At 73.7% G+C, this 3436-nt stretch carries 2 protein-coding genes; one reads left to right on the top strand and one right to left on the bottom strand.

Going from position 1 to position 3436, the window contains the following annotated elements; all coding sequences use genetic code 11:
* Positions 1-2196: BTAD domain-containing putative transcriptional regulator (locus tag GT354_RS45875; protein ID WP_161363444.1), on the bottom strand; the 2196-nt coding region annotated here is incomplete at its 3' end.
* A gap of 297 nt (positions 2197-2493) precedes the next feature.
* Here GT354_RS45875 and GT354_RS45870 point away from each other — a divergent pair.
* Entirely contained in the window at positions 2494-3375 is an 882-nt protein-coding gene (locus GT354_RS45870; protein ID WP_161363442.1) for an alpha/beta hydrolase fold domain-containing protein, read from the top strand.
* Positions 3376-3436: the final 61 nt, after the last annotated feature.

The raw sequence follows: 3436 nt of genomic DNA, 5'->3' as shown, positions 1-3436 counted from the left end.
CGGCTCGGTCACCATCGGCAGCACCTCCAGGGCCAGCCGGTAGTGCTCGGCCGCCACCTCGAACGCGCCGCCGTCGCGGGCCTCGTCGCCGGCCCGGCGGGCGTAGTCCAGGGCCCGCGCGGCCTCGCCGAACCGGCAGGCCAGCCGGAAGTGGTGGGCCAACTCGGGCAGATGCGCGTCACGGTCGCCGCGCGCCTCCAATGCGAGGCCCACCTTGCGGTGCAACTGCAACCGCCGGGCCGTGGGCAGTTCCTGATACAGCGTCGAGCGCACGAGCGCGTGCACGAAGGTGAATCGGCCCGGCCGGTCGCCCTCCTCGCCGCGCACCACATGCGCGCGCTCGGCGTCGTCCAAGGCGTCCACGACCGTGTCGAACCCGCCCGGATGCACCGCCGCGACGAGGTCGATGTCGAACGACGAGCCCACCACCGCGGCCACCGTCAGCGCCTCCAACGTGGACTGCGGCAGGCCCAGGAGCCGTTGGCGCAGCACGTTGCGCACGCGGCGCGGCACATCGGTGGGCACGCTCTTGGCGAGCGCGGACCAGTTCGTCACGTCGGCCCACTGGCGCAGCAACTCGGTGGCGAGCAGCGGGTTGCCGTCACTGAGTTCGCGCAGCACGCGGGCCCGGATCTCCTCCGCGCGCGGTGGCAGCGGGCCGGCGAGCACATGCGCGAGTTCGACCAGGGCGGCGACGTCGAGGCCGCCCAGCGGTACGTGCATCGGGTGCAGGTCGCGGTACAGGTCGGCGATCAGCCGCGTCATCTGGTGCGCCGGGCCCAGGACGGTGTCGCGGTAGGCGACCACGATCACCGCGCGCGAACCCCGGAGCGCGCGGGCGACGTGTCGCAGCATCAACATCGTGGACATCGACGACCAGTGCACGTCGTCGAACAGCAGGATCAGATCGCGCTTGGCGGCCGCGTGCCGAAACACCCCGGCCACCGCTTCGAACAACCGGTAGCGCTCGGTGTCCGAGTCGGGCGGACCAGCCGGTTGGGTCAGGCCCGCCGGCTCGAAGGGCAACTCCGGCAACAGCCGGTGCAACTCGCCGCCCAGGTCGCCGACCCGCTCGCGCAGTGCGTCGGCCGCGACGTCCGCCAGATGCGCGCGCAGCATCGTCACGAACGGCTGGAACGGGGCCGCGACGCCCTCGTCGCTGCGCCCGCTCAGCACGAGCGCGTCGGGCGCGGCCCGGAGCGCGAACTCGTGCAGCAGGTAGGACTTGCCGATGCCGGCGTCACCACTGACCAGGACCACCTGCGGGCCGCCGTCGCCGCCGCACGCGTCGGCCAGCACCCGCAACTCGGCGGTGCGGCCCACGATCGGGCCCGGCGCGCTGTGCGGTGGGTTGGTGGGCGGCGGGGGCGGCTGGGTGGGCGCGGGGGAGGTGAAGCGGGCCGCCGGGGCGGGGACGGGCAGGGGTTGCGAGCCGGCGTCGCCGCCGAGCAGGCGCAGAAAGGCCGATTCGGTCTCGGGGGAGGGGCCCACGCCCAGTTCGTTGTCGAGCAGGCGCCGACAACTCTCGTACGCGCGCAACGCGGCCGCCCGGTCGCCGCCGGCCGCGTGCGCGGTCATCAGCAGGCGGTGGCTGCTCTCGCGAAACGGGTCCAGGTCCACGAGTTGGACCGCGCGGGTCACCGCCGCGTCGGTGCGGCCCAGGTGCAGTTCGGTGGTCACCGAGACGGTGAGGGCGCGCAGGCGGGCCGATCGCCAGCGGGTGCGACGGTCGTTGACCCAGTCGCCGTCCAGTCCCGGCAGGAACGGCAAGGCGAGAATCTCGTGGGCGTCGTGCGCCCGGGAGCGGGCCTGCGCGAACGCGCCGTGTACCGCGAGTGCCTCCGCCTCGATCAGGGCGCCCTCGGCCGCCTCCACGTCCACCTCGGTGCCTTCGGGCAGGGACAACACGTAGCAGCCGGCCCGATGGCGCAGCACCGACGACGCGTCGTAGCCCGCGTGGCCCAGGAAGGCCCGGACGCGACTGAGTACGCCGCGCAGCGCGCCCTCCCACGACTTGGGCGCCTGCTCGGGCCACAGCAGCGCGGCGAGTTCCTCGCGCGGGACCGGGTGCCGGCGGCCCAGGGCGAGCGCGGCGAACACCAGTTGTGCCTGCGGACCACCGAGCAACTCCTCCGCGGCGCGACCGGCCGGCCCGTCGACGCAGACATGGCCGAGAACACGTACCCGGACCACCATGCGACGGACCCCCCTCCTGCTGTCGTCCGTGCGACAACCGTTTCCCCGGCGCCGGTCCGGGAGCGGTTCGAAGGACCCCGCGGGCCACATGGTACGAACCGAACGCCGCGCTCGGCGTGGAATTGCCGTGCGCCCATGTCACAACCCGGCCAATCGCCGGATCCGGGTCCGGGATTCGCTTGCTCCGCGCCCCGGATTGCCCGAAGCTTCCTGCCTTGTGGGACTGACCCGTCCCGTGTGGGGAACAAGGTCGGCGGACCCGCGCGAGCGGCGCGGGCGAGGGGGAGAGGCAAGACGATGAGCCTGGACGGTTGGAATCTGCCGGCACTGCGCGGCGGGCGTCCCGCAGCCGAGGAGCTGGAGGCGCGCCGCAGGGGCACGGCGGCCTATCGCGAGGACCCCGAGCCGGGCGTGACGGTGCGTCAGGAGCTGCTGGGCGGCGTGCCGTGCACGTTCCTGGAGGTACCGGATCCCGCGCTGACGCTGCTGTACTTCCACGGTGGCGGTTACCGCATGGGCGACGCGGACGGCTGGTTGGGGATCGGATCGCGGATCGCGCTCGCGGCGCGGGCGAGGGTGGTCCTGCCGGACTACGGATTGGCCCCCGAGGTGCCGTTCCCGGGCGCGCTGCACGACGCGGCGAGCGTGTACAGCGTGATCGCGCAGGAGTCGGCGAAGAGCGACGGCTTCCCGCCGTTCGTGGGCGGCGACTCGGCGGGGGGTGGCCTGGCGGCGGGGCTCGCGCTCGCGGCGCGCGGCGCGCTGGTGCCGATGCCGGCCGGGATGGTGCTGCTGTCGCCGTGGGTGGACCTGACGGTCACCAAGCCGACGTACGACTCCAACGCGGCCACGGATCAGCTGATTTCGAAGAAGTCGCTGCAGGAGGCCGCCGAGCTGTATCTGCAACTGCACGATCCGGGTGATCCGCTCGCGTCGCCGCTGTTCGCGGACCTGGCCGGGTTGCCGCCGGTGCTGGTGCTCGCGTCCTGCCACGAGGCGTTGCTCGGGGACAGTACGGCGTTCGCCGCGCGGGCGGCGGCGGCCGGGGTGTCGGTGGAGGCGCACCTGATACCCGACGTACCGCACGCGTGGCCGGCGATCGAACCGCTGATCCCGGAGTCGGTCGAGGCGATCGGGACGATCGCGCGCTTCCTGACCCACAACCGCGTCTCTCGCTGAGACGCCTCACCCGCCGAGAGCCGGGCGGGGGCGGGGCGGTGGAGCCGAGCGGCGGGCGGCG

Source organism: Streptomyces sp. SID3343 (assembly GCF_009865215.1).
GTDB lineage: Bacteria > Actinomycetota > Actinomycetes > Streptomycetales > Streptomycetaceae > Embleya.
This window is presented reverse-complemented; position numbering and strand designations above follow the sequence as displayed.